Source organism: Mesoflavibacter zeaxanthinifaciens subsp. sabulilitoris, assembly GCF_014191595.1.
Taxonomy (GTDB): domain Bacteria; phylum Bacteroidota; class Bacteroidia; order Flavobacteriales; family Flavobacteriaceae; genus Mesoflavibacter; species Mesoflavibacter zeaxanthinifaciens.
The window spans coordinates 333,328-353,916 of sequence record NZ_JACHWV010000001.1 but is presented as its reverse complement, the minus strand read 5'-3'; the positions used below and the strand labels follow the sequence as shown (position 1 = coordinate 353,916).

Genomic DNA, 20,589 nt, shown 5'->3' with positions numbered 1-20,589 from the left:
TTAATTTTTTTTAAGGGTGAAACGTTAATTCTTTATTTTGGATAAACTTTGATTTAAAAACCTTAATTTTATTCTACAAAACTTATAAAAAGCAAATGGAAAAACTAATTTTATTAGAAAAATTAGAAGTAAACAATTTACTTAATACTCGTGATGGAGAAACAAAATTTGGTGAACAAATCAAGTTATTATCCAACGTTTCTAATATATACGACGCAATTAAATCTTTAGACGTTGACTACGTTATTTTTGGTTTACCAGAAGATGTTGGTGTATTCGCAAACCTAGGAAATACTGGCACTTACAACGCTTGGAATGCCACAATTAAAGTTTTGTTAAATATACAAAGTAACCCTTATACAGCAGCTAATAGAGTTTTGATATTAGGACATTTAGATTTTACTGAAGAGTTAGAACAACTATCAAAACTTAAGCAAAACGACAAAAAACATATACAAAGTGCAAGAAAATTAGTTACCGAAATTGATAAACACGTTACAGACTTAGTTTGTACAATTATTAGCGCTGGTAAAACACCTATTGCTATTGGTGGCGGACACAATAATGCTTACGGAATGATTAAAGGCACATCTTTAGGATTAAAAAAGCCAATTAATGCAATTAATTTTGATGCGCACACCGATTTTAGAAACTTAGAAGGAAGACATAGCGGAAATGGTTTTAGCTACGCATACAACGAAGGTTTTTTAAAAAAGTATTTTATTTTTGGCTTGCACGAAAACTATACCTCTACTCCAATTTTCGAGAATTTAGACACTGATAAAAAGCTAGACTACATAACCTATGAAGACATAGAAGTAAGACAAAAAACATCATTTAAAAACGCTTTAAAACGAGGTAAGGATCATATTTGTAAAAATGAATTTGGTATCGAAATAGATTGTGATGCTATCATTAATATACCTAGTAGTGCAAAAACACCTAGCGGATTTAGCGTAGAAAAAACAAGGCAATTTTTACATTATTTTGCAAAACGAAAACATGTAAAATATTTGCATATTTGCGAAGCTGCACCAACAAAAAAGACAGCTAATCAAGTAGGAAAATTAATTACTTACTTAATAACCGATTTTATTAAAGCTAAAAACACCAAAAATGAATAAACTAAAAATTGAATATATAAGATTAGCTTTAGCTTTTTTAGTTTTTGTTTATATAGTAACTCATTTATTTTTATACATAAATCGTATTGATTCACAATGGTTTAAAGCGTTAGCAGAATTATTTACTATACCTAGTTTAGTTTTAATAATCGCAATACCTATTTGGATGATTATTGATTTGGTAAAAAAAAATATTGTAGATAGATCAATTCTTAATTTAACCTTTTTCATTTCGTTTATAAGTTTACTACTTTTTGGATTTGCATTTATATATTTAAATTAATGACTGGAACAATTCATATTATACCATTTAATAAACTTTACAGTAAAGATTTTTATAAACTTAATAAAGAATGGTTAGAAACCTATTTTTACGTAGAACCTTTAGATGAAGACGTTTTAAGTCAACCTGAAAAGTATATTATTAACAAAGGTGGTTATATCTTTTTTGCAAAATTAAACGATACTATAGTTGGTACCTATGCATTTATGCCATTAAAAGATAAAGAAGGTTTTGAGCTTACAAAAATGGCTGTTTTACCTGAAATGCGAGGTCAAAAAATTGGACAAAAACTATTAAACCATGCTATAAATTTTGCTAAAGAAAATAAGTTTAAAAACTTATTACTTTATTCTAACAGATCTTTAGAAAACGCCATTTATTTGTATAAAAAAATTGGATTTAAAGAGGTAAATCTAGAACCAAATACACCTTACAAAAGAGCAGATATTAAAATGGAATTTAATATGAATTAAATAAAAAAAGCACTCTACTTTTAGAGTGCTTTTTCAATTAAAACTAACAAATTAATTAAGCAACAACGCTTATAGTATTTTCCTCTTTTTTAACCTGTTTTTTAGTTTCAAATTGATTTGAAGTATTTTTTGCGCCACCAGCCTTTAAAGCATTATCGCCAGCAAAAAATGTTTTATGGTCGTCTCCTAAATCAGATCCAGCCATACGTTGGTGTTTTACACAAGCTACACCTTTGCGTATTTCTTGTCTTTGCACGTCTTTTACATAAGCTAACATACCATCTTTACCAAAATACCCTTTGGTTAAATCATTCATGTGTAACGCTGTAGTGTGATATGTTGGTAATGTTATTAGGTGATGAAAAACTCCTGCTTCTCGAGCTGCATCCATCTGAAATGTTTTAATTTTTTGATCTGCTCTAAACGATAATTCGGTATTATCATATTCTGCATCCATCAAATTATTACGGTCGTAAGCAGTCATGTTTTCACCTTCAGCTAACATTTCTTCATACACTTGATTTCTAAAGTTTAAAGTCCAATTAAACGATGGTGAATTATTGTAAACTAATTTAGCATTAGGCACAACATCTTTTACACGATTTACCATATGTGCTATTTGCTTTACGTTTGGTGTTGGCGTTTCTATCCATAAAAGATCTGCACCATTTTGTAAGCTAGTAATACAATCTAGCACTACTCTATCTATATTAGAACCTTCTTTAAATTTATACAATCCGTTGGCTAATCGTACAGGTTTTACCAATTGTCCGTTTCGTTTTAGCAACACTTCATTTTCGGTTACGTCTTCAATATTAACTGGATTTGCATCTACAAACTCTAAATATTTAGATGCCAAATCGCCTTTAGTTTTACTTACCGGAAGCTTTTGTGTTAATCCTGCACCTTCAGAATCTGTTCTTGCCACAATAATCCCATCATCAACTCCAAGCTCTAAAAATGCATATCTAACCGCATTTAATTTTGCTATGAAGTCTTCATGTGGCACAGTTACTTTACCATCTTGATGACCGCATTGTTTGGCATCAGACACTTGGTTTTCAATCTGTATCGCACATGCACCAGCTTGAATCATTTTTTTAGCTAATAAATACGTCGCTTCTTCATTACCAAAACCTGCATCTATATCTGCTATAATTGGAACAATATGCGTTTGAAAATTATCTATTTGATCTTGTACATCTTCGCCTAATTCTAAACGTCTAAATAAATCGTTTAATTCTATTGCATCTGCTTGACGTAAAAAATCATAAATCTCTGCAATTAAAGCAGGAACTGCTGTTTTTTCGTGCATAGATTGATCTGGTAATGGTCCAAATTCTGAACGTAATGCAGCTACCATCCAACCCGATAAGTATAAGTATCTTTTATTTGTTGTATTGTGGTGTTTTTTTACAGCAATCATTTTTTGTTGTGCCACAAAACCATGCCAACAACCTAAAGACTGTGTATAATTTGAAGCATCTGCATCATATTCTGCCATATCTTTTCGCATAATAGCTGCAGTGTATTTTGCAATGTCTAAACCTGTTTTAAACTGGTTTTGAAACCTCATTCTTGCGCCATTTTGTGCCGAAATTGCTTCCCAAGTCGAACCAAATTTTTCTTTTAAATCTTGTATTGTTTGTAAAGCAGAATTGTAATTAGTATCAAATAAATTTTTCATAATTTTGTAATAGTTATTTATTATTAATAATTGGATCCTGTTGATTGTTGCCGCAATCGCAGGATCATTTTTTTATAAGTATTTATAAGCTGGTAATGTTAAAAACTCTTCAAATTCGGTAGCAGTTACCAAAGATTTAAATAACGATATCGCTAATTCAAATTTTGTGTTTTTAATAGCATCGTCTCCTATTTCTGTGATCAATTTTTCAACTTCATCATCAAAAATATCAGTAAATAATTGGTTGTTAAACACGCGTCCATCTTCAAGAGTTACTTCATTTTTTAACCATTGCCAAACTTGAGTTCTCGAGATTTCTGCTGTAGCTGCATCTTCCATTAAATTATACAGCGCAACTGCGCCAAAACCACGTAGCCAGGCTTCGATATAAAGAATACCGACGTTTATGTTTTTTCTTATTCCTGCTTCGGTAACAGTTCCTTTTGGGATTTCTACTAAATCTTCTTCTGTTATAGTAATATCATCTCTTGTTACGTGGAGTTGATTAGGCGTTTTCATGTACTTATCAAATTCATTCATTGCTACTTCTACCAATGCTGGATGTGCTACCCAAGTCCCATCGTGACCATTTTTTACTTCGCGTTCTTTGTCTTTTCTTACTTTTTCTAACGCAGCTTTATTAGCTGTTTCGTTATTTTTTATAGGAATTTGTGCCGCCATTCCGCCGATTGCTAAAATGCCTCTTTTATGACATCTTTGTATTACTAATTTTGAATAGGCATCCATAAATGGCGACGTCATTGTTACTTGATCACGATTTGGAACAACAAAATTTGGGTGATTTCTAAACTTTTTGATGTAAGAAAAAATGTAATCCCAACGTCCGCAATTAAGTCCGACAATATGGTCTTTTAACTCGTAAATAATTTCATCTAACTGAAAACTAGCCGTAATAGTTTCGATTAAAACCGTTGCTTTAAATGTGCCAACAGGAACATTTAAATAGTTTTCTGCAAAGGTAAAAACCTCATTCCACCAACGTGCTTCTAAATAATGTTCTAATTTTGGTAGATAAAAATAAGGCGCAGTACCATGTTCTAGCATAGTTTTGGTGTTATGAAACACATACAACCCAAAATCTACTAAACTTCCAGACGCTTCTTCTGTATTGAATAATAAATGTCTTTCGTTTAAATGCAATCCTCTTGGACGCACTAATAATACTGCTGTTTTATCGTTTAATTTATAGGTTTTATCGCGTTTGCTATCGTGTAAAATAATTGTCTTATTATTAGCATCTAATAAACTTTGCTGACCTTCGATTGAATTTTTCCAACTTGGTGCATTACTATCTTCTAAATCTGCCATAAAAGTTTTTGCACCAGAGTTTAATGCATTAATAATCATCTTTCTATCTACTGGACCAGTAATTTCTACGCGTCTGTCTTGTAAATCTTCCGGAATTGCATTTGCTGTCCAATCACCTTCTCTTATGGCTTTAGTTTCTCTAGGAAATTCTGGAAATTTACCTTGATCAAACACCTTTTGTTGTTCTACACGTCTGGACAATAATTGTAATCTATTAGAATTAAACTTTTCGTGTAAAGCAGAAAGAAACTCTAAAGCTTCATCGGTTAAAATTTCTGGGTAATACTGTTTTACCGCTTTAGAAAATTGTACTGTTGGTAATTTTAATGTGCTGTATTCCATGACGTTTTGTATTTATAAAGCAATATTAAAACAAACTTTTGAAAAAAACAAGCGAACGTTCGCTGTTTTTATTTTTTCGCTAAAAAATAATATTCGCAAAATTGATTATATTTGTTATTATGGAAGAAGATTATATTAAGTTAATTTTTGGCTTAAAGCTAAAGCAGATAAGAACTGACAGGAATTTATCCTTATTTGGATTATCTAAATTATCTGGGTTATCAAAATCGTATTTAAACGAAATTGAAAAAGGAAAAAAATATCCTAAACCTGATAAAATTGCAATATTATCTGAAAAATTAGATGTGCCTTACGATCAATTTGTTTCCTTAAAATTGGATAAAAATTTAGCGCCAATTGGTGATATCTTAAAGTCGAAGATTTTAAAGGAAATTCCGTTAGAATTATTTGGTATAAAAGAAAGCGACTTGATAGATATTGTTGCAAATGCACCAGATAAAGTCAATGCATTTATTAGTACTATTATAGAAATAGCACAGCATTACAGCTTTAGTAAAGAAAGTTTTTATTTGGCGTCTGTAAGATCTTTTCAAGAAGCAAATAATAACTATTTTGAAGCTTTAGAGCAAAGCGTAATTAAGTTTGCAGAAGCTTATCAATTAGATTTAAAAGCTAATATTTCGTCTTTAGAATTAGAAGAAATTTTAGTTGAAGAATATGGCTACACTATTAATAATAAAGAATTAGAAAATTATAAAGAATTAGATAATTTAAGATCTATTTTTATACCTAAAACAAAAACGTTGTTAGTGGCTAATCATATAGATGAAGCCCAACGTACGTTTATTTATGCTAAAGAAATTGCGTATAATTATTTGAATTATAAAGAACGATTATATACATTTTCCTGGATTAAATTCGAAAATTTTGATCAAGTATTAAATAATTTTTACGCGTCTTATTTTGCTGGTTCGTTAATTTTACCGCAGGAATTACTTACTAATCAAGTCGAAAAACTATTTAAGAAAAAAACCTTTGACGATAAGCAATTTGTGCAAATTGCACAATCGTTTAACGCTTCTCCAGAATCTTTTTATCAGCGTTTAACCAATATATTACCTAAAGATTTTAATATTCAGAATTTATTTTTCTTACGATTTATACATAAAAAAAATAGTCCAAACTTTTATTTAACCAAAGAGCTCCATTTATCACATCAACATTCGCCTCATGCTAACGAAACAAACGAGCATTATTGCAGACGTTGGATGTCTTTAAAAGTCTTAAAAGATATTGTAAATACAAACGACAAACATGTGTTTAATTTGCAAATCTCTAATTATCCAGATAGTAACCAATCGTATTTAGTATTGTCTTCTGCAACAAAAGATCCGTTTAAAACCGACCAATATAGAAGCGTTAGTATAGGATTATTAATTAACCAACAATTAAAAAGAAAGCTTAACTTTTTAGAGGACAAAAAAATTGAAACCTTTAATGTTGGTGTTACTTGCGAGCGTTGTGCGATCAAAGATTGTAAAGAGCGAATGGTACCAGCTAAAATCTTAGAAAAAGAACAAAAAAACCTAAAAATTGAAACCGTTGTAAACGATATTTTTAAACAATTTAGTTAATTTTCTAAAGCTTTTAATGAGTCTAGTTCGCGTTGTAAACGTTCTACTTCACTTTGTTTTCTGGCATTTTTAATTGAATCAATTTGTGCTTTTAATTCTTCAACAGTTAAATCTTTGTTTGTAGAATTAGTTAATGTGGAATCTATTTCAATTACTTTGTCTTCCATTCCACTTATAGCATCTAACATAGTATTATCTTCTTGAAAAAAGTTACCAATACCTTCACTAGCACGCCAAGCTTCATTTAACTGATCATAAACTATTTTATTCCATTGACTAGGATGTTTTGCATCAATCCAAACTACATCACGATATTCGCTATCAATTAATGCTAAATCTGGTGTTGCAGAACCATCAAACTGCGCATTATCCTTTTTAATTGAAGAAATAGTACCTAGAAAAAACATACGTTTTTTACCAGCTATTTCTTTTATATATGGTCTAAACTCTACTGGTTTATTAACAGACCAATCGTATTCTTTTCTAGATTCTATCACTTTTAAAGGCATAGCAGAAACACCTGCATAACCTTGTTTTTTACTAGCATGATCGTAGTAAAATAGCTTTTCTGTGCCATCTGCAGGCACAAAAACACTGTAAGTTAAACTGGTACGCTCATCGCCTACTGGCTCTAAACCAAACCAATGATATAATCCACTATACGCATCTTTATTACTTTCAGAAAAATCAAAATCGGTAACAAATGGTTGCTGGTTTTGATCATCTGGTAAAACAGGAATTTTTACAGCTGTTTCCATATTCCATGGTAAAGGATCACTAAATCCGCCTAGAAACTTCAAAGATTCTGCTTGAAGACGTGATACTTTTTCTGCCAAGGTATTTTGACGTGTTAAAAATGGATAGTTTTTCATTTGATCAGGAGCTACAAATGTTCCTTTTCCTATAAATACACGCTCTAAATAATCGTTAAAATCATGTTCTCCGTTTTCAATAATCATAACGCCACCAAAGGTTGGATACGGGAAGAAAAATCCTTTCCATTTAATTAAACTAACAACTTCAACCCAATGACCACTATCATCTTTCATGTAAAACGTATCACTTGGTTCGTAATTAAATAACATCCAAGGATTAAAACGTTGTACCACTGCGTTGTATGTGTTGCGACTAAATTTTAAAGATTCTCCTATTGAGAATGTTACTGGAATTCGGTTTTCATTAGAAAAACGAGGAAATGGTGTCGTGCTTGGTACTGCAAACACTTCTTCTGTATTATCACTTATGCCTTGCCAAACATACTTTTCGGTTGGCTGAATTGCCATAGTCCATTTATTTTCGCCATCTACTCTAACTAAATGCGGTAAGGATACATCTTTGGTTTCGCCAACACTTTCATTAGCCATAGAAAAAATGTTACGTAATGGTTGTATACGTTCGTTTTGTGTAAGAGGCAACTCATTAATTTCAACTCTATTTAAATTATTGAATACGTTATACGTTTTCATATAATCATAAAGTTTTAAGTGCCAACCTAACACGTAAAGCAATCCAAAAAAAGCTACCAAAATACCTAGAATAGCCAAACGTGTTCCTGTTGATGGTGAGTTTCGGAATTTTTTTAACCCAAAAAATAAAACAATTGCACTTAATATTATTATGAAGATGTATTTTCTAAAAAACAATAATGCAGGTTGATAATCGTCTCTTAAAAAGAATAAAAGTCCTACTACTACCAAGCTTATTGTTATGACTATTGTTTTTTGTTTTCTTCCTTTATTCCAGTAATTTTTTATCATAAATATTGTATTCTAATTTAAAAAAAGCTTAAAGCAATTACATTAATCCTTTGTCTTTAAGACGTTGGCGTGCACTTTTTTCTTCTTTTTTAGGTTCTTCTTTTATTTCTTTTTTAGCTTCTTCTACAACTTTAGTGTCTTTGGTTTTTAAGTCGTCTATAAACTCTTTTCCTTTGTTTATACTTTCGTTTAAAACGTCTTCAAAAGATTCACTCTTTTCACCAATAACATCGCTAGATTTAAGTATAAAATTAGCTAGATATGTACCAATTAATGTACCTACAATTGCAGACACAAACCATTGTACTAATGAAGCTGAAATTGGTAAAATAAATTGAACAACTACTATTGCTACTAAAAACAAAACGGTTATATAAACTAACCTAAGCAGAAAATTTTGTTGAAAAATGAATCCTTTTTTACTATCAGATTTCATTTGTAACTCTTTAGAATACATTAGTTTATTAAAAAAACGATAGACTTTATTGCTTTTGGATTCTCTCCAATACAATAAAATTCCGAATAAAATTGAGGCTACAAATATGATAAGTTCTAGTGTCATTCCTTTTTATTTATTTGTAGTAAATTTATAGCAATAGTTACAGGTAAACAAGTATTTTTTTTGAGATATATTCTTTTAATTAGTTAATTAATTATAAAAACCATAATTAATTTTTTTCGTATATATTTACAACTTTGTAACCCTTAACTAATTAACTAATGAAACTAAAACTTCTCTTTTTATTTCTTTTTTGTTTTAATATAATAATAGCTCAAGACAATAGTGGTCGTTTAAAAATTGGGGATGAATATAGTGTAGACATATCCTCAAACCCATATTACTCTAATAATCAAACAGGTATAGTTTTTCAGAAAGAATTTAGATCTACTGGTTCTGGCTATGTAAAAGTACATTTTAAGAATTTTGATTTAAACTCTGGAGATTATGTAAAGGTATATAGCCCAAAAACTTCTGAAGAGTTTTTCTATTATAACCAAGGTAAATTAATTGGTAATGAAGACCAAATGATTGATACTTTTTGGTCTACAACTATATGGAGCGATCATATAATTGTTGAATTATACAGTCAAAACGGAAATAATAACCATTACGGATTTGATATTGATACTGTAGCCTATGGGTATAGTGTTGATAAAATAAGTAGTGCTTTTGAAATTTTGACACCTCAAGACACAGAAACTGTATGTAATTTTGATGATAAAGAAGCTATTGTTTGCTACGATGGTACAGAAATGGGTAGAAAATCTGAAGCTGTGTGTAGATTACTTATTGGTGGTAGTGGATTATGTACAGGTTGGTTATTAGGTTGTGACGGAAACTTAATGACCAATAACCATTGTATCGAAAACTCAACTGACGCATTAAATACAGAATTTTTATTTAATTATAAATATGCTGATTGTGCCGAAACAACTTTTGCTTTACAAGACCTAGTAGCTACATCTTCTACTTTTATCCAAACAGATGCAAATTTAGACTTTACGCTTGTTATGCTACCTGTTAACCCAACTTCTACTTATGGATACTTAAGTTTATCATCTACAATAGCACCTGTAGGAGAAAGAATTTATATACCTCAACATCCAGCAGGAAGAAGAAAAGAAATTGCTGTAAATACAGATGTTGGTGGCGATGCAAACGGATTTGCTATGATTACAAACCAAGGAGATTTTCCTAATCGTGTAGAATATCAATGTGATACAGAAGGTGGTAGTTCTGGGTCTCCAGTAATACGCTATTCTGATCATTTAGTGGTTGCAATCCATAATACTGGCGGTTGCCCAAATGGTTCTTACGGAAGAAGTGATAATTTAATTGCTGCAATAGGTGCTAATATGCCTAACTGTGGAGTTGATGACCCTAACCCTGAAGCACCTTACGTAACTTTTTCTAGTGCTACTTCTACTGTAAATGAAGCTACTGGTTGCGATTATCAAGATATAGATTTTAATTTAAGAATTGCTATGCCTGCATCTAACAATGCAGATGTTACGGTTAATATCATTAATGAAACGGCTACAAACCTTGAAGATTTTGAAGTTATAACACCTAATCCTATAACATTTTTAGCAGGAGATGATACTGACCAAACTTTTACTGTTAGAGTATATAATGATGCTTTTATTGAAGGAGATGAAACCTTTTCTTTAAACCTATCTTTAAATGCAAATGGTGGTGACGCTCAATTAGGTACTATAGATACAAAAACTTTTACTATAATTGACGATGATTATGCTCCTTCAATAGGTAGTAATGTAACTTTAGCTTCGGATGATTTTGAATCTGGATTAACTAATTGGACTGTTACAGGAAATGGTTTTCCTACTTTCTCAATAGGTGATGCTGCATCATCTTCATCTAGCTCTTGGAGTACAGTTGGTAACTCAACTAACTTTGCTTATGTTAATGATGATGCTTGTAATTGTAACATGAATCAAGAACGCTTAATGTACACTACTCCATTTGATTTTTCTGCTTACAGTACAGCTAATTTAAATTTTGATATTATTTATACAGATAGTAATGATCAATATGCTTCAGATAGTTTTATACAAGCATCTACAGATAATGGTTTAACTTGGCAAAATGTAGGACCAGAACTTATTTCGTATTCAGAATGGACCAATGTAGATGTAGACCTTTCTGCTTATGCTGGACAATCTAACGTATTAATTTCTTTCTTATATAATGATTTAGGAAATTGGGCTTATGGTTTAGCTATTGATAATTTTATTGTAACTAGTCAAGGTAATGCAAACATACAAACTAGTGTTAATAACGGAACAACAAATGCAATTGTACCTTTAGCTAGTTCTGGATTAGTTTATGCTTACGACTCTAGTAATGGTAACATTATTGCTAGTTTAGAAAACAATGATAATTTTAATTACGACTGTGTAAATGTAAGTGTTTATAGAGATGGAACTGCTGGACAACCAATTAATGGTAGTGTAGCTCCTTTACTAGCTATGGATAAGCAGTTTGAAGTTACTGCTACTCAAGCTACTCAATCTGGAAATAATACTATGACCTTTTATTTTACCGAAGCTGAAGTTGCTGGTTGGGAAACTGCTGTTGCTGGCACATATACAAGAAACGACTTAGTTATTAATAGAGAAAGTACTTCTGGCACTGTTGAAAACGTTATGGCTACTATTGGTAGTTATAATGGCGGAGTAACCTTAACCGCAGACTTTACAGGTATTGATGGTATTTATAGCTTTGCTCCTGCTACAGCATTATCTAATGAAGAGTTTGAGATTAAAAACTATAAAGTTTATCCAAATCCTGCGTTAAACATTTTAAATATTTCGTCTAACACAAATATTGAAAAATTAACCATTTACGATATAAATGGAAGATTAATAAGTACAATATCTCTTGAAAATAATACGCTTAATTATCAAATAAATATTACAAATTTATCACAAGGAATGTACTTTTTAGAGATTAACTCTAACGGTTTAAAATCTTTAGAAAAGTTTATAAAAAAATAGATTAATAATCTTAATGAAACAAAAAAACAGGTCGTTTAGACCTGTTTTTTTTATATATTTTTTAATATAGTTTCTACAACCCAATCTTGAAAAGATTCATCCCAAGTAGCGTATTGTTTGTAAAATTCGTCTTTATCATACCAAAACAAGAATAAAATATCTCTTGGTGAAATATTGATTAACAACTTCCATATTAAATCTTGTTGAGAAACATGTAATGAAGAGTGTGGTGTATGTAATGCATTAAAAATTCCTATATCTACTAAATCGTGTATTTTGTATTGATTACTTACTTCAAGCTTTTCAAGATACAATTCTACACCCATAATCTTTTTTCTTGTATCAATATCTAACTTATTTAAATAACTTTTAAAAAGTACATTATCATTAAGTATTTGCTGTATTGGATGTTGTGTTTCTTTTAAAGACATTGCAAATTCCATTTTTTTAATACGTTGGTATCGATCTGTGTTTAAAGCAGCTTCTAAATCATATTCCACAATAATATGATCACGAAGTTTCTCCATTAATTCTGGTTGATTAATATGATAAATCAACACATCGTGTATCGTATCTTTTATAGCTTCTTTATACCATTTTAAATCTTCAAAAACCACGATTGGAGATATAAAATCTCTTAGTACATAAACACCACCAAAAGCTTTGGTGTAAAAAGATTCTGACTGATGCTGAAGACTGTGTAAACTTAAATCTCTATGACGCAAGTCTCCATATGTTTTAGCCGATTCTAATAATTGCTCATGAATACTTTCATCTATAAAATTATTGCCTTTTTTAAAATTTTCAATAAGTTGCTCTTGTTCTTTTTGAGCTTTATTTAAATTATCTATTAGATGAAAGTTGATACTTACTTTATCATATTTTAAAACATCTAATGGCTCATAAAACGCATCTATATTTTGATCAAAGTCTAAGCAAATGGCACTATCGCGTGTAATATCATTTATTTTATCACCGTGAATTCTAAAGACTTGCTGCATCATTTCTTTATCAAAACTATGAAATGGAGAATACACTGGTTTACCCTTTTGTAAAGGTGAAATGATTATAGCATGCGGATTTGCTTCACCATTATTTAAATACATAGTCGAGCCTTTTTCTTCAGCTATTTCCGGACTATAACCAACGCCATCAATAGAGAATTTAGTTAGTTTAGTTGGCGAAAAACCAAGCTTAATTAAGCATTTATTATAACGCTCTACTAACTTTCCGCTAACGGGAATTAATTCACTTCTATATAAATTGGCTTGTTTTAGTTTTTGCATTTCATTATTAGTTGAAAGTTTAAAGTTGTAAAGTTATAAGGTTGAATAGCCTTTATAAATCCATAATAATTTTTACTTTAAAACTCTTTTACTTTATATACTATTTGCTAGTTTTCAATTAATTCTTTTTTGTCTTTAGAAGGCAATTTCTTTATTACTTTAATATTGCCTTCAATAGGAGAAATTTGAACATCTTTATTGTCTTGCGTAGCATAAAAAACATATAAGCTGTTTTTTCCTAAGATTTTTACGTCTTTAGCTTCTCCATCTTCATAAACAATTTGATGTGTGTAATTGTATTTTTGTGTTTCTAACTTTTCTTTACTTTTATATCCGCCACCTAATCCAAATCCTAAAAACATACAAATTAGCATCATTAATATAAAAGGAATTACTGCATACTTTTTATTTAAGCTTTTAAGCACCTTATCTAATTTTTCTTTCTTTTTTCCAGATTGGTACTTTTCTTTTCTTGAAAGTTTTACATAATACCATTGTAAAAGTTTAAAATATCCAATCATTAATGGTATTAATACTGCTAAAATAACAGGCATTAGCCAATGCGAACTTATCACAGCCAACGGACTTAATAACACATCTAAAACCGATGTATATTCAAAAATATTTACACCTAACAACCCATAGAATATGGCTTGGTTAGCAACACCTAAAACTAATAAAAACAAATAGCCAATAGACATATAGTCTTGAATACTATATTTAGTTACACTTTGCTTTGTTGTTTCAATCTTAGTTGTTTCCATGATTAATTACGATTTATCAAACTGCTTTCTAGCTTCCATTTCAATATTTAATTGATTAACTCTACCTTCTACTTGACGCTTAAAATCGGTATCTGCAATGGTTGCCACGTTATCTAAATAACGTACTACTTCTTGTCGTCTAATTTCAGAAAAATCTAAACCTTTCATATTAGCTTTCATCAATTCTTGAAGCATCGCAAACTTGGTATCGTAATCTTTTTTGAAATAAATCTCTGGATTTTCAAACCAGCTTTCTTCTAAATCAAAATCGGTTAAACGTAACGAAATTGCGCTTTGTATATTCCTAACATCTCTAGAAGAGAAAAACGGAAATATCTTTTGTATCTCTTTATACAACGTTGCATAAAATAAATGATCTGTTGTTTTGTGTTGCTTTTCGGCAATATCGTAAGCTTCTAAAACACGTTGTTCTGTTGGTTTGTTAGACACGTTTAAAATTTCACCCATATTTTTTGCCAAACCTTGATCTTGTAAATAGTTATAATTTACAGGATTTTGCATGTTTACAAAGTCTGGCATTGTCTTTTCAAACTTACGCCACCATAAATGATCTTGATCTAAAAAGTCGTGTTCTGTACGTGCTCCATCAATTTTAAAACGTCCTTGTACACGAGAGATTACGGCTTTATCCAACATTTCTGGTAAGTTAGTAAACAAACCTATAGAACTATTCCCATAATTAACTGCATAAGCACCTTCTGTGTAACGTAAAAAGACACCAATAACTTCTTTTACACCAGCCGAAACACCTTGTGCTGTACGCTCTTGCAAGTTATTTTCGGCATCATCAATTGGTGCAAAAATTAATTTTGTTGGATCTTGTAAAGGCTTCATCCAATCTACCATTTTTTCGGCAGATCCACCTTGAAACGTACTAATTAAAGTATCTGGCATTGGATGAAATAAAAACGGAATATCTAAATTATCACAATGTTCTTTTAAACGTGTTGCTATTGCGGCAATAAGCATACTTTTTCCCGTACCAGGAATACCGTAACCCATAAACACAGGCATAAATCCACCTAATTCTTGAAACGGATTTTTCTGCGCTTGAAAATCGTAACTTAACATTCTTTCCGTTAAACGACGTGCAAAATGTTTGGCATCTCTGTTACCTACAATTTGCTCGAATTTAATTTTATTAAACTCGACACTTTTTGCAGTACCTTGAAACGTGTTTTCCCAACCAGAAATAGCAAAATCACTGTTTTCTAACTTGTATGTTCTATCTACAATCGTTTCGGTGTATTCTAAACTGCTTCGTCTTAAATTAATTTCGTCAATTACAGCTTCAAAAAAAACCGCTGTAAAATCGGCTACATCCTTATCAGATTTGATTATATCAGGATGCGCTAAATATTTATCATAGTAAAATAATGTACACGAAATTCCTTTTAATGGTGACAGTAAAGACACTTCCGGAATACCTGCAAACTTCTGTTTCATCACACTTAAGTCGTCTGACGTATAAGGTTTTATTTGATGCAGAATATAATATGATGTTGCAAATAACATAAACGCTGTTGCGGTTTGCATTTTGCTTTCGTATTCGCGTTTTCCGCTACTATCTAATGCCGATTTACGCTCGTTTAAACTCGATAAACCAGATGCATCGTAATAGCTGTCTTTTATCCACGTCCCTAAAGTAATACCTTCTTGAACGGCATATAACGTCTGGTTTAGATGAATTGGAATTGCAATACTATCTGGCAACAAACGCTTTTTTAGCGCTAAAATGGTTTTTGAAACTGATGTTACAGAAACTGAAGAACCATTATTTGCACGAGACAGATACAATAAAATAGACTCGTCTTTAGCATCTTTATCTCTATTTTTTGCACGCGCGCCTTGCTCCCAACTTACACTTTTTAAGTAAGATGAAGCTTCATCACGTAAGACATCTAGTTCTGATTTTTTTATAGGAAATGTGGAATTGTGTTCCATTATCTTTTATTTAAGTATGCAGTTTACAGTAAGCAGTTTGCAGTCTTGCGCCACTACTTTATTAAACTACATGAGTTTATTTTTTTATCTAAATTTATTAGGATTATTAATCATATAATTAATCAATTTTCCTATTTCTTCACTTTTTAATTGTAATTCTGTTTTTTCTTTTTCAGCCTTATGCCTTTTCCCTTCTACAAACTACACCTTATCAATTTTTAAATCTGAAATTTGAAATGGCGGTTTAGCCAGTTTATTCATTATTTCAGGGTTTTTGTTGTATAATAGCTGTATGATTCTATGAGGCGCAAAGACGTATTTTTGTTTGATAACTGGACTCCAATTTTGTAACACTTGCTTATTAAAAAATCCGCCTTCTTGAAATGTGCTTCCAGACATAACCTCATGTACTTTAAAAGACAATGCGTAAGCTTCTAAAGGCACTTCTTTTTTTGCTATTGCTTCTAAAATGGTATGTGTTAATTCGTTTTCGTCTTTTGCAAATACATTATGAAATGCACCAACATCTAACCGCTTAATATGTTTTGGCAATACACGTTTTAAACGTCTATCTATACCATAAGCCATAGTATCTAAATCCATTTGGCGATCTGCTACTTTGTTTAAAACCTCGTAGATATCTTCTTTGTCTTTTAAAGGATCTTTACCATCGTAATCAAAATACATGTAACAAATAAATGGTCTGTTTAAGGACACGTCATAAAAGCTCCAACTGGTCATATATTCTGCTTGACTACCTTCTGGTGCTTTTATGATTTTACCTTGTACAAAACGGTTGAAAATATATTTTTGTTCTACAGAGGTATAATAAACTATTGACGCTGCTTGAAATAATTTATCACGTCTGACTGGTTCTTTTACCCTTAATAATTGGTCTAAAAACTCTTCCTGTAATTGTGATACATCTTTTAATTTATTAATGTAATTATGACGTAATGACAAATCATTATAAAGGTATCTAAACTCTAAATAATTAGGAAACCCAGAATCCGTTACATCAACTTTCATGTTATCTTCCTCGTCGTACATGTATTTAATACGCATAGCCTCGATAGAATACAACAACAAATCTGCATATTGCTTAAAAAACACAATTTCTTGCTGTGTACACAAGTTGTTTTGCTGTACTGCAACAATCAATTCTTTAAGAGCAAAATCTACTTTTTTATGATAAAACACATATTGCGCTTTACTATCTAAAATAGCCGAATCTAATGGTGTTGTAATATGATGTATTGACATGTTTTCGCTGTTAACTTTTTTAAAAGCAAATCTTAGAAGTTATACTTTTCGTTATAAATATGTTTTTCAATTTTAACTACTGTTCCATCTTGTAAAACCTTTTGTTCTTTTAAATCAAAACATTCTTTATGATCATTATTAAAATGAATACATACAATTGAAATAAAAGCTAAGCTTAAAATGCCTAAAAAAATATAAATCTGTTTTTTCATTTATTTTTTTAAATATTGAATCAATGCCTTTAATGTTAATCCGCCAAAGACTAATACATTAACACTACCAATGATTAATCCAATGTCTGAACTTGTTGTTTTTATAATGAAAATACCAACAATGACTATGATTATTGATAATCCGTTGTCTTTAATAAATTGAATGAAGTTATCCATTTTACACTGTAAATATTGACTAACTTTTACGTTTTACTTTTACTTGGCTAAGTGATGCGTTAAGGATTGAAGCGACATCCTTTTTTGCTACTTTCACTTCGACTACGCTCAGTGACCATTCGCAAAAAAGATATAGCGGAAAGCCTGACCTACTTTTGCCATTAAAAGCAAAAGTAGGTAACGCCCATCTTCTCGATACAATTTCTCGTTCCTCAAAATCACTCGAAGTGACAATTTTAACCTAATAAATCGTCTTCGGTGTCTTGTTTTGGAGCACCATTACCAACGCCTCCAGAATTATCTTCAGTAGGTTGATTAGCATCTGCTTTGTAATAGTCTTCAAAAATTTCTTTCATATCGATTCCGTAACGCTCGGCAAAATTCTTTTGAATATCTACGTCTTTAGCACGGATTTCTTGTAAGGCTTCTGCGTAACTACTGTAAACACCTTGCATTACTTTTTCGTGAACTGGTATATTGTCCATCATCTCTTGACGTGCTCTTGCACTTGCTGTGTGCATTGCTGCTAACGTCTCACCAATATGCTCGTCTGTTTTTACTCCTAAATGTTCTAAAATAGACGCAAACTCTTGGTCTGTACGTGCTTTAAGCGCTACTACGTAACCATCGTAGTACTTTAAACGTTCGTCTGTATCTGACTTTAATTTTGCACGATGCGTCTGTAAATTACTGCGTAAAGACGTTAAAACTTTAATCGTTAAATTATGCTTGTGAACAAAGCTATCTTTTGATGCAGCTAAAGTTGTGTAAGCGTTTTTAAGACCTTCTAATTCTTCTACTTTTTGCTCAAGTTTTGTGACTTTAGCTAACGCTTCTGAGTATTCTGTAGATTGTTTATCTGCTACTTCTTCTAAAGCTTGACGCGCTTGTTTTAATAATGCGTATTGCTCTTCTAATTTAGCTTCAGTTTCAGCTTTTTTCTCTAATGCTTTAGTATGGTTTTTAGATGCTTCTACTATGGCATCTTGTAACTTATCCTCTACTTCTTTGATTTCTACCTCACGGTTTTTTAATCGTGTAATTGCAGCTTGAGATTTGTAAGACAGCTCACTTAATAAGGTTTGTACATCTGCACTTTCTATACGCTCTTGAAACATTGCTTTTGCTTTATTATCTGCAGCTGCACGTGTTTTTTCGGCTTCTTTTAAAGTATCTTCGGCTTTTTTGATTTTGCTTTTTCTTCCCCAAAGGTTATTCCACCACGTATCTGGTTTGTTTTGTGCGTCTTCTAGTTCGATTTTAGCACGTTCTAAAGCTTTTTGTGCATCGTCTATAACTTTTTGCTCGTCTTCATTTAAAGACGAAAAACGCTCGAAAAGTATACCAACTTCATCTTGATAATCGGTTAAGTCTTTAATTGCATCTAAAAGTGTTGTACGGTCTTTTTCTGCCATGTGAACAACATCATCTAAGGTCGCGTTAAGAATTTTTTGACGACTTTCAGGATCGTCTTCTTGTGCTAGTTTAGACTTCATGGTGTCAATTGCTTTTCCCCAATTAACGTCTACTTTTTCGTTTTTTTCTTGAGAGTTGGTTTCTAATAAGTCAAAATCATCAGACATATATACTTTGTTTTAAGGTTGGACAAATTTTCTGTAAGCAATTTCGTTAAAAAATATTAGTTGAAGAAATATTTAATGCTCATAATATTGGTATTATTTGTTATAAAAATGTTACAAATTATTTTTTCTATCGATTGATACTTATCTTTAAAAGAAAACCATAAAAAATGAAAAAACTACTATTTATTACTCTTTCAATGTCTGTTTTATTGACTAGTTGTAAAGAGAATACGAAACAAGAAACGACTTCTGAAATGGCTAAAACAGAAGTAATTGAACAAAAAGAAACCAAAGCTAGCTTAGATTTTACACCAATCACACACGCAACCATGGTAATGAATTATGGTGAAGAAACTATTTATGTAGATCCAACTGGTGGCAAAGCAGCATTTGCTGATTTTAAACAACCTACAATTATTTTAATTACAGATATACATGGCGACCATTTAAGTATTGACACTTTAAAAGAACTAAATCTTAATGGCACAATAATAGTAGCGCCACAAGCTGTAGTAGATAAGTTTCCTGAAGACTTTAAACCAATGTTTAAAGTGTTGAATAATGGACAAACAGCAGTTGTTAAAGACATAAATATTGAAGCTATACCAATGTATAATTTACGTGAAGAAGCTTTAAAATTTCATGAAAAAGGAAGAGGAAATGGTTATGTATTAACCTTTGGAGACGAACGTGTTTACATCTCTGGTGATACCGAAGATATCCCAGAAATGAGAAATCTTAAAAACATTGATAAAGCTTTTGTTTGTATGAATTTACCTTACACAATGCCTGTTGAAAGTGCAGCTAGTGCTGTATTAGATTTTAAACCTAAAACCGTTTATCCTTACCATTTTAGAGGTACTGAAGGTTTGAGCGATGTAGAAAAATTTAAATCTATTGTAAATGAAGGTAATCCTGATATTAATGTAGAGCTTTTGGAATGGTATCCAAATCAGTAAACAGTTAGCAGTTAGCAGTTAGCAGTTAGCAGTTAGCAGTTAGCAGTTAGCAGTTAGCAGTTAGCAGTTAGCAAAATTAAAAATTCCTCAAAAATGAAATTTAGAGAAAAATATTATATTTATATCCTCAACTATTAAAATGAATGCTCAAATGGTTTTAACTATTTTTCTTTTATTTCAAGAAACTACTGATGTAACTTGGTTAGAAAGGCTAGCGGACATATTGTCTTATTCTTTACTAATAGTATTTTGTTTACTAATAATCAGTATT

Annotated in this window: 17 protein-coding genes; 6 read left to right on the top strand and 11 right to left on the bottom strand. The window is 31.1% G+C overall.

Annotated elements, in window-relative coordinates; all coding sequences use genetic code 11:
* Positions 1 to 95 precede the first annotated feature (95 nt).
* The 3 genes from FHS04_RS01660 to FHS04_RS01650 are packed head-to-tail and all read left to right on the top strand — an operon-like array spanning position 96 to position 1,880.
* Complete coding sequence (locus tag FHS04_RS01660; RefSeq protein WP_106677969.1) at positions 96 to 1,124, top strand: formimidoylglutamase; 1,029 nt, start codon at positions 96 to 98, stop codon at positions 1,122 to 1,124.
* Positions 1,117 to 1,407, top strand: coding sequence for a hypothetical protein (locus tag FHS04_RS01655; protein WP_106677971.1), 291 nt, complete (start codon positions 1,117 to 1,119; stop codon positions 1,405 to 1,407). The genes FHS04_RS01660 and FHS04_RS01655 overlap by 8 nt, the downstream gene beginning before the upstream one ends.
* Positions 1,407 to 1,880, top strand: coding sequence for a GNAT family N-acetyltransferase (locus FHS04_RS01650; protein WP_106677973.1), 474 nt, complete (start codon positions 1,407 to 1,409; stop codon positions 1,878 to 1,880). The genes FHS04_RS01655 and FHS04_RS01650 overlap by 1 nt, the downstream gene beginning before the upstream one ends.
* A gap of 55 nt (positions 1,881 to 1,935) precedes the next feature.
* On the opposite strand, the gene FHS04_RS01645 is transcribed toward FHS04_RS01650, so the two are convergent.
* Positions 1,936 to 3,567, bottom strand: a complete 1,632-nt coding sequence (locus FHS04_RS01645; protein ID WP_106677975.1) for an isocitrate lyase — start codon at positions 3,565 to 3,567, stop codon at positions 1,936 to 1,938.
* Positions 3,568 to 3,639: 72 nt separating this feature from the next.
* Positions 3,640 to 5,238 (bottom strand): malate synthase A, encoded by a 1,599-nt coding sequence (gene aceB, locus FHS04_RS01640; RefSeq protein WP_106677977.1) that lies wholly within the window; start codon positions 5,236 to 5,238, stop codon positions 3,640 to 3,642.
* 119 nt (positions 5,239 to 5,357) lie between these two features.
* On the opposite strand from aceB, the gene FHS04_RS01635 reads away from it, so the two are divergent.
* Positions 5,358 to 6,833: a helix-turn-helix domain-containing protein gene (locus FHS04_RS01635; RefSeq protein ID WP_106677979.1), complete on the top strand. Its 1,476-nt coding sequence runs from the start codon at positions 5,358 to 5,360 to the stop codon at positions 6,831 to 6,833.
* Here the strand turns inward: FHS04_RS01635 and FHS04_RS01630 are convergent.
* Both FHS04_RS01630 and FHS04_RS01625 read right to left on the bottom strand, forming a co-directional pair.
* Complete coding sequence (locus tag FHS04_RS01630; RefSeq protein ID WP_106677981.1) at positions 6,830 to 8,590, bottom strand: hypothetical protein; 1,761 nt, start codon at positions 8,588 to 8,590, stop codon at positions 6,830 to 6,832. The genes FHS04_RS01635 and FHS04_RS01630 overlap by 4 nt on opposite strands.
* 37 nt (positions 8,591 to 8,627) lie before the next feature.
* Positions 8,628 to 9,152: a hypothetical protein gene (locus tag FHS04_RS01625; protein ID WP_106677983.1), complete on the bottom strand. Its 525-nt coding sequence runs from the start codon at positions 9,150 to 9,152 to the stop codon at positions 8,628 to 8,630.
* A 158-nt stretch (positions 9,153 to 9,310) separates the two neighbouring features.
* Between FHS04_RS01625 and FHS04_RS01620 the strand changes: the two genes are divergently transcribed.
* Positions 9,311 to 12,109 (top strand): trypsin-like peptidase domain-containing protein, encoded by a 2,799-nt coding sequence (locus tag FHS04_RS01620; protein ID WP_106677985.1) that lies wholly within the window; start codon positions 9,311 to 9,313, stop codon positions 12,107 to 12,109.
* Between the two features lie 50 nt (positions 12,110 to 12,159).
* On the opposite strand, the gene FHS04_RS01615 is transcribed toward FHS04_RS01620, so the two are convergent.
* From FHS04_RS01615 to FHS04_RS01585, 7 genes are all read right to left on the bottom strand, one after another.
* Positions 12,160 to 13,395 carry a DUF6638 family protein gene (locus FHS04_RS01615; RefSeq protein ID WP_106677987.1) on the bottom strand — a complete coding sequence of 412 codons (1,236 nt, stop codon included), beginning with the start codon at positions 13,393 to 13,395 and terminating at the stop codon, positions 12,160 to 12,162.
* Between the two features lie 107 nt (positions 13,396 to 13,502).
* A complete protein-coding gene (locus FHS04_RS01610; protein ID WP_106677989.1) occupies positions 13,503 to 14,159 on the bottom strand; it encodes a hypothetical protein in 657 nt (218 codons plus the stop codon).
* A 6-nt stretch (positions 14,160 to 14,165) separates the two neighbouring features.
* Positions 14,166 to 16,124: an AAA family ATPase gene (locus FHS04_RS01605; protein ID WP_106677991.1), complete on the bottom strand. Its 1,959-nt coding sequence runs from the start codon at positions 16,122 to 16,124 to the stop codon at positions 14,166 to 14,168.
* Positions 16,125 to 16,325: 201 nt separating this feature from the next.
* Positions 16,326 to 17,387: a hypothetical protein gene (locus FHS04_RS01600; protein WP_106677993.1), complete on the bottom strand. Its 1,062-nt coding sequence runs from the start codon at positions 17,385 to 17,387 to the stop codon at positions 16,326 to 16,328.
* A 32-nt stretch (positions 17,388 to 17,419) separates the two neighbouring features.
* Positions 17,420 to 17,599, bottom strand: coding sequence for a hypothetical protein (locus tag FHS04_RS01595; protein WP_106677995.1), 180 nt, complete (start codon positions 17,597 to 17,599; stop codon positions 17,420 to 17,422).
* On the bottom strand, positions 17,600 to 17,776 hold the full coding sequence (locus FHS04_RS01590) for a hypothetical protein (protein WP_155912552.1): 177 nt from the start codon (positions 17,774 to 17,776) through the stop codon (positions 17,600 to 17,602).
* A 236-nt stretch (positions 17,777 to 18,012) separates the two neighbouring features.
* Positions 18,013 to 19,359 carry a coiled-coil domain-containing protein gene (locus FHS04_RS01585; protein WP_106677997.1) on the bottom strand — a complete coding sequence of 449 codons (1,347 nt, stop codon included), beginning with the start codon at positions 19,357 to 19,359 and terminating at the stop codon, positions 18,013 to 18,015.
* Positions 19,360 to 19,526: 167 nt separating this feature from the next.
* On the opposite strand from FHS04_RS01585, the gene FHS04_RS01580 reads away from it, so the two are divergent.
* Positions 19,527 to 20,318 carry an MBL fold metallo-hydrolase gene (locus tag FHS04_RS01580; protein WP_106677999.1) on the top strand — a complete coding sequence of 264 codons (792 nt, stop codon included), beginning with the start codon at positions 19,527 to 19,529 and terminating at the stop codon, positions 20,316 to 20,318.
* The last annotated feature ends 271 nt before the right edge of the window (positions 20,319 to 20,589 follow it).

Bases quoted from the DNA above. Each gene is read 5' to 3' on its own strand.
- FHS04_RS01660 (WP_106677969.1), top strand. From the start codon at position 96: ATGGAAAAACTAATTTTATTAGAAAAATTAGAAGTAAACAATTTACTT.
- FHS04_RS01655 (WP_106677971.1), top strand. From the start codon at position 1,117: ATGAATAAACTAAAAATTGAATATATAAGATTAGCTTTAGCTTTTTTA.
- FHS04_RS01650 (WP_106677973.1), top strand. From the start codon at position 1,407: ATGACTGGAACAATTCATATTATACCATTTAATAAACTTTACAGTAAA.
- FHS04_RS01645 (WP_106677975.1), bottom strand. From the start codon at position 3,567: ATGAAAAATTTATTTGATACTAATTACAATTCTGCTTTACAAACAATA.
- aceB (WP_106677977.1), bottom strand. From the start codon at position 5,238: ATGGAATACAGCACATTAAAATTACCAACAGTACAATTTTCTAAAGCG.
- FHS04_RS01635 (WP_106677979.1), top strand. From the start codon at position 5,358: ATGGAAGAAGATTATATTAAGTTAATTTTTGGCTTAAAGCTAAAGCAG.
- FHS04_RS01630 (WP_106677981.1), bottom strand. From the start codon at position 8,590: ATGATAAAAAATTACTGGAATAAAGGAAGAAAACAAAAAACAATAGTC.
- FHS04_RS01625 (WP_106677983.1), bottom strand. From the start codon at position 9,152: ATGACACTAGAACTTATCATATTTGTAGCCTCAATTTTATTCGGAATT.
- FHS04_RS01620 (WP_106677985.1), top strand. From the start codon at position 9,311: ATGAAACTAAAACTTCTCTTTTTATTTCTTTTTTGTTTTAATATAATA.
- FHS04_RS01615 (WP_106677987.1), bottom strand. From the start codon at position 13,395: ATGCAAAAACTAAAACAAGCCAATTTATATAGAAGTGAATTAATTCCC.
- FHS04_RS01610 (WP_106677989.1), bottom strand. From the start codon at position 14,159: ATGGAAACAACTAAGATTGAAACAACAAAGCAAAGTGTAACTAAATAT.
- FHS04_RS01605 (WP_106677991.1), bottom strand. From the start codon at position 16,124: ATGGAACACAATTCCACATTTCCTATAAAAAAATCAGAACTAGATGTC.
- FHS04_RS01600 (WP_106677993.1), bottom strand. From the start codon at position 17,387: ATGTCAATACATCATATTACAACACCATTAGATTCGGCTATTTTAGAT.
- FHS04_RS01595 (WP_106677995.1), bottom strand. From the start codon at position 17,599: ATGAAAAAACAGATTTATATTTTTTTAGGCATTTTAAGCTTAGCTTTT.
- FHS04_RS01590 (WP_155912552.1), bottom strand. From the start codon at position 17,776: ATGGATAACTTCATTCAATTTATTAAAGACAACGGATTATCAATAATC.
- FHS04_RS01585 (WP_106677997.1), bottom strand. From the start codon at position 19,359: ATGTCTGATGATTTTGACTTATTAGAAACCAACTCTCAAGAAAAAAAC.
- FHS04_RS01580 (WP_106677999.1), top strand. From the start codon at position 19,527: ATGAAAAAACTACTATTTATTACTCTTTCAATGTCTGTTTTATTGACT.